Source organism: Collinsella sp. LCP19S3_A7, assembly GCF_052121995.1.
Lineage (GTDB): Bacteria > Actinomycetota > Coriobacteriia > Coriobacteriales > Coriobacteriaceae > Collinsella.
In genome coordinates this window covers 1-2,471 of the sequence record NZ_JBQKDE010000034.1, presented here as the reverse complement: position 1 = coordinate 2,471, position 2,471 = coordinate 1, and the positions used below count along the sequence as shown (strand labels likewise).

Genomic DNA, 2,471 nt, shown 5'->3' with positions numbered 1-2,471 from the left:
TGTTTGTGTCAAGCTCGGGCTTTCAATTGAGGCAGCGGTTCTTTTCACACGTGGCAAGGAAAGGTTTCAGGTTTGGCAAAGGCGTGCCTCTTTCTCTCTTTGGCTTTGCCTCTTAGCCCCTTCGGGCCATAGGCGAGGCCTCCATCCTCTTCGTCGGCCCCTCGAACACGACCAGGTGGCCGTAGTGGACGATTCGGTCGATCATGGCAGCCGCCATCTGGTCGTCGGTCAGGATCTTTCCCCACCTGCTGAACTCAAGATTCGTGGTCACGATAAGGCTTCTCCTCTCGTAGCACTTGTTCACCACCTGGTACAGGAGCTTGGCGCCATCTTGGTTTATGGGAAGGTACCCAAGCTCGTCCAGTATCACCAGATCGGCCCTCTCGACCTCTTTGAACACCTTCTCCAAGGTTCCCTCGGCTTCGGCCTTGGTCATCCTCACGACGAGGTCTGCGATCGTCGTGAACATCACCGTCATCCCCATGGCGCAGGCTGCGGTTCCGCACGCTATGGCCATGTGGGTCTTGCCGTTCCCCACGCCGCCGTACAGGACGAGGTTCTGCTTGTCTGCAATGAACCTGCAGCTCTCGATGCCCCCGCGTCCGATCTCCTCCGGCACCTTTACCCTCGACCAGTCGTACCCTTCGAAGGTCTTGGGGACCGGGAACTTGGCCCGTTTCAGCAGCCGCCCCCTCCTGCTCTCCTCTCTCCAGGAGAGCTCCTCCTCGAACATGCCTGCCAAGAACCTGAGCTCTGCGGCCGTCGACTCCGACGCGTACTTCTCCGCAGTGTGGTTGGATAGCATCACGGCCCTGAACCCTCTTCTCACCGCGCTCTCCAGGTCGCCTCGCGCGCTCATGCGGCGTCACCTCCGAGCATCCTGTCGTAGACAGTGAGATCCGGGCCGACGTCGGGCTCCGTCCCAAGGCCGAACCCGCCCATCCTCGCGAGCATCATCTCCACGTCGGAGGGCCTGGCTCTCCCCGTTGAGGCCAGCACCTCGGAGATAGCGGCGCCGACGTCCTCGACCGAGCTCTCCCTGCACCACCTGCGCATGCACACGATCAGGTCCTTTCTGGCAGCCGACTCCAGCGCGTCCACATGGGCCCTCACGTCTGCGGGCATGGCGGCCCTGACCGCCGAGTTGCGCCATGCGCCGGGCTTCCTCACCAGCAACGCCAGCTGGGACACGGCCTCCGGCCCGTTCTTCGCGGCCCCGAACCTCCTCGCGTGCTCCGCCACGATCTCGCCCGCGGCGTCCGCGAACGCGACGGTGTGGGCGCCGTACACGGCGGTGACGGTGCCGGAAGCCTGCCTGTGGCCCACATGGTAGCGGTGGCCGCCGTCGACGGTGGCGTCGCCGCGCTTGTCCACCGACACGCCGGTGACGAATCGCATGCAGCTGAAGGGCTTGGCGGGCAGGGGCGGCATCGCCGACCTGTCCCTCTCGAACAGCTCCGACCATGTCAGCCCCTTCTCGTAGTGGCGGTTCGAACCCGAGCCCGAGCAGCGGCTGAGCAGCTCCGCGTTGAACAGCTCGATGTCGTCGACGCTGGGCGCAGGCGTGAACAGATGCTGGCGACACCAGTAGACCTTTCGCTCCACATTGCCCTTCTCGTTGCCGGCGCGGGGGTTGGCGTAGGTCGCCTCGAACCCGTAATGGGCCTTCATCCGGCGGAAGAGGTCCGCCTCGGTCACGCTTTGCCCGCGGCGCCTGCCGGCGCCCGTGGCGTTGTCGAAGACGATGCGGGTGGGAACGCAGCCGATGTGCTCGAAGATGTCGCGGAGGCCCTGGCACACGCACTCGCTGGTCTCGCCCGCGAAGAGCTGGCAGAAGCCCATGTTGGAGAAGGGGAAGCTGAGCACCAGGAAGTGCATCCTCACGCGCTCTCCCCCGGCCAGCACGTCGACGTCGCCGAAGTCGGCCTGCGCCTCCCCCGGCGCCCAGACAAGCTCCATATAGCAGTCGGACGCCGCGGATATCTCGGCCTTGCGCCTCCTCACGTAGTTCTTGACGGTTCCGTAGCCGCCGTCGTAGGCGGTCTCGTCCAGCAAGCGCTCGTATATGCGCTTTGCGCTGTGTCGCTGCTTGCGCCATACGCGCTGGTCGCCGAGCAGGATCTCGTCGACGAAGGGCTTGTAAGGGTCAAGGATCGACGGGCGCGATTGCAGGCTCGGGGCCTGCGGCGAGAAATCGTCCATCGCGATGTACTTGCGGATCGTCGGTTGGGATATCCCCGTCCTGCGCTGTATCTCCGCATTGGAGAGGCCCCTTCTCGACATCTCTCGTATACTTTCGATCATTGGCATGCTGATCATCCTTCCTGCCTCCTGTGCAATTGTCAGTTGGTAGCTGCAATTGCAACGGTAGGCCTAGCTGGTCGGCATGCCTTTGCCTTTTCTGAAATTTTTCGTTTCCGTAGATGAAAAGAATGGGTGCCGCACTAGCAACAATCAGATTGCCCTAAACA

General features: G+C 63.1%; 2 protein-coding genes. Both read right to left on the bottom strand.

Annotation, left to right across the window (positions count from 1 at the left end; genetic code table 11):
• Nucleotides 1-112 precede the first annotated feature (112 nt).
• The gene (gene istB / locus ACTQV3_RS09165; RefSeq protein ID WP_304202432.1) at nt 113-859 is read right to left on the bottom strand and encodes an IS21-like element helper ATPase IstB; all 747 of its coding nucleotides are present in this window, start codon (nt 857-859) and stop codon (nt 113-115) included.
• Nucleotides 856-2,310, bottom strand: coding sequence for an IS21 family transposase (gene istA, locus ACTQV3_RS09160; protein WP_304202435.1), 1,455 nt, complete (start codon nt 2,308-2,310; stop codon nt 856-858). Before istA ends, istB begins: the two co-directional genes overlap by 4 nt.
• Nucleotides 2,311-2,471: the final 161 nt, after the last annotated feature.

Coding starts and splice junctions, on each gene's coding strand:
- istB (WP_304202432.1), bottom strand. CDS start 859: ATGAGCGCGCGAGGCGACCTGGAGAGCGCGGTGAGAAGAGGGTTCAGG.
- istA (WP_304202435.1), bottom strand. CDS start 2,310: ATGCCAATGATCGAAAGTATACGAGAGATGTCGAGAAGGGGCCTCTCC.